The 2621-nt window shown below is 71.4% G+C and carries 3 protein-coding genes; 1 reads left to right on the top strand and 2 read right to left on the bottom strand.

Features of this window, described 5'->3' with window-relative positions; genetic code table 11:
• The first annotated feature begins 16 nt into the window (after positions 1 to 16).
• The gene (locus A3IC_RS73505; protein ID WP_425387332.1) at positions 17 to 220 is read left to right on the top strand and encodes a transposase; all 204 of its coding nucleotides are present in this window, start codon (positions 17 to 19) and stop codon (positions 218 to 220) included.
• Here A3IC_RS73505 and A3IC_RS0114425 read toward each other — a convergent pair.
• Positions 155 to 541, bottom strand: a complete 387-nt coding sequence (locus A3IC_RS0114425; protein WP_026218260.1) for an MFS transporter — start codon at positions 539 to 541, stop codon at positions 155 to 157. The genes A3IC_RS73505 and A3IC_RS0114425 overlap by 66 nt on opposite strands.
• A gap of 509 nt (positions 542 to 1050) precedes the next feature.
• A partial coding sequence (locus tag A3IC_RS0114415) for a beta-galactosidase small subunit-related protein (RefSeq protein ID WP_020550752.1) occupies positions 1051 to 2621 on the bottom strand: 1571 nt, incomplete at its 5' end.

The following is a 2621-nucleotide window of genomic DNA, read 5'->3' as shown; positions in this document are numbered from 1 at the left end:
CGACCGCGAGGAGGACCTGGCGAACCTGGACACCATTCCGGGGATCGGACGCCTCGCCGCCGAGATCGTCATCGCCGAAACCGGCGGGGACATGGTCCAGTTCCCCACCGCACTGCGAGCGCACGCTCGCGGGTGTTGCGGAACATCCCGGAGATCAGGCCGAGGGTGGACGGGGCGAGTGTCGCCCCGGCGATCCCGAGCACCGCGCGGGCGGCGATGAGCAGCAGGGGCCCTTCGAGAAGGCAGCGATGACGGAGGCGGTCGCGAAGACCGCCCCGCCCGTCATGAGCAGCCGGCGGTGCCCTATCCGGTCGCCCAGGGTCCCTGCCGTGATCATGAATCCGACGAGCATGAACCCGTAGACGTCGGTGATCCAGAGCTGTTCGACGGCGGTGGCATGGAGGTCGTGGGCGATCTCGGGCAGGGCGAGCAGGAGTACGAACACGTCGATGGAGGTTGCGGTCACGACGAGGCACAGGACGGCCAGGCCCAGCCATGCGCGCCCGGTGGCGTTGCCTGCGGGAAGTGGCGACTGGTGCACGGCGGGACCTCTTCGGTGGTTCCGGTGAACGGACGAGGGCGCAGGCTGAGACGTTCATGGCCAAGTCGGCCGCGCGGCGTGCCGCGCCCCGTGGTGGGCGCGGCAACCAGCGGCAGGTGGTCAGTGCTCGGCGATGGAATCGAGAACGTGATCGGTGATCGGTGATCGTGACGACGGTGCGCGTGTGCGCGGACTCGTGGGCGGCAAGGATGATGCCGAGTACGGCGATGCCCTCGACGTGGTCGTGGAGGGGGCGTGCCGGTCAGGAGGCCATGGGCGAAGTGGCGGATCTCGCCGCCGAACTCGTCCGAGGGCCCGAACTCGAAAGCGTCGTGCTCGCCGCTTCGCAGGCGGTACCAGAGCGTCGAGCCGTCGCTGTGCAGTGATCCCCTCTCGCGGCGCGACGCCCCCGAGTCGACCCTCCGGGGTGAGGCAGATCGGCTTCTCGTACAGGATGTGTTTGTACCGCCACCGTGTCCTGGGCCGCCGTCGTGCGGACCCGTCCCGGGTCAGTCGGCCGGGGTGAATACGAACGAGAACTCGGCAGGCCGGGCGTGCAGTTGCTGATGCGGCAGGGGACCCGGGCCGCAGGACTGTGAGCCGATGCCGTGCTGCCCGTGGTCGAGGTTGACCCATACGGTGTCGCCGGGCACGAGGTCGGTGCGGTGGCGGGCGGCGTCCAGCTGCTCCGTGGTCCAGCGCCGGGCGGTAAGCGAGAACTCCGGGTCGCCGTCGATGCGCAGTCCGCCGAGCTCGGCCCAGCGGACCGCGGCGCGGGCGCCGTTCTCCTGCGGGCGCACGTAGGGGGTCTGCAGGCCGTCCACGGTCGACTCCCAGCGGCCCACGGCCGACGCCGCCATGCTGTCCGGGTACGCTTCCCCCGGGCCGCCGCCGAACCAGCGCACGGCGTCCGCCGCAGCGAGTCCGAACCGCACACCCAGGCGCGGCAGCGGGACGGTCCAGTCGCCCTCGGGGGTGACCGCGACGGTCAGCTTGACCCGGGCTCCGTCCGACGTCCAGCGGTAGCGGACGGCCAGGGCGACGTCCCGTGCCGCCGGAGCCACTCGGGCCAGGACGGTCAGCGCGTCGCCGGTCGTCTCGACCGCGTCCACACGGTGCCCCATGCGGTGCAGGCCCAGCTTGCGCCAGGCCCGGGCGAAGCGGAGGTCGGACAGCCAGTCGGCGCCTTCGTCGTTGTCGGTGGTCGCCCGCCACACGTCCAGGCGCAGGCCCGTCACCCCGACCCGGCCGATGCCGCACAGCGCGCCCGTGCGGGCGTCGAACAGAGCCGGGCCCAGGGTGATCTGCGGTCCTTCCACGGCGGGGCGTGCGGTCCGCAGTATGGAAGGCACCGCTCGGGGTGCGAGTGCGGTCTGTCCCCGGGCGACGACGTGGCCGCGAGCGGCCCACGCGGTGTCGTCCGCGAGGACTGCGCGGACCGTCCAGCCGGTTTCCAGGCCGTTCGGGACGGCGGCGGGCGGCTCCGGAAGCCGTACTTCGGCCGTCGCGCCGGCGGCGAGCGCGGGTACCGGCAGGTCGCCTTCCGCCATCGTCTCGCCGTCGGTGTGGAAGGCCCAGGTGAACGCGAACGCGGACAGGTCCGCGAAGTCCTGCTTGTTCGTGATGCGCACGGTGCCGTCGCGAGCGACCTCCACCGAGACCGGCTCGATTACCTTGGCGAATTCGACGAGGCCGGGGGAAGGGGTGCGGTCGGGGAAGAGCAGGCCGTCGCAGACGAAGTTCCCATCGTGCAGCTCCTCGCCGAAGTCGCCGCCGTAGGCGTAGCCGAGTCCGGGGTGGTGGATGCCGTGGTCGATCCACTCCCACACGAAGCCCCCCTGGAGCCGGTCGTGCTTCTCGAAGAGCCGCTGGTAGTCGGTGAGTCCGCCGGGGCCGTTGCCCATGGCGTGGGCGTATTCGCAGAGGATGAACGGGAGGTCGCGGCGCTTCTGCGGGCCGCCGTCCAGGCGGATGCCGATGCGCTCGACCTCGTCTTGGAAGGCGTACATGCGCGAGTACATGTCGGTGTCGCGGCAGCCGAAGTCGCCTTCGTAGTGCAGCAGCCGCGAGTTGTCGCGGG

Source organism: Embleya scabrispora DSM 41855 (genome assembly GCF_000372745.1).
Classification (GTDB): Bacteria; Actinomycetota; Actinomycetes; order Streptomycetales; family Streptomycetaceae; genus Embleya; species Embleya scabrispora.
The sequence above is the reverse complement of the archived record's forward strand: the minus strand, read 5'-3'. Positions and strand labels throughout refer to the sequence as shown.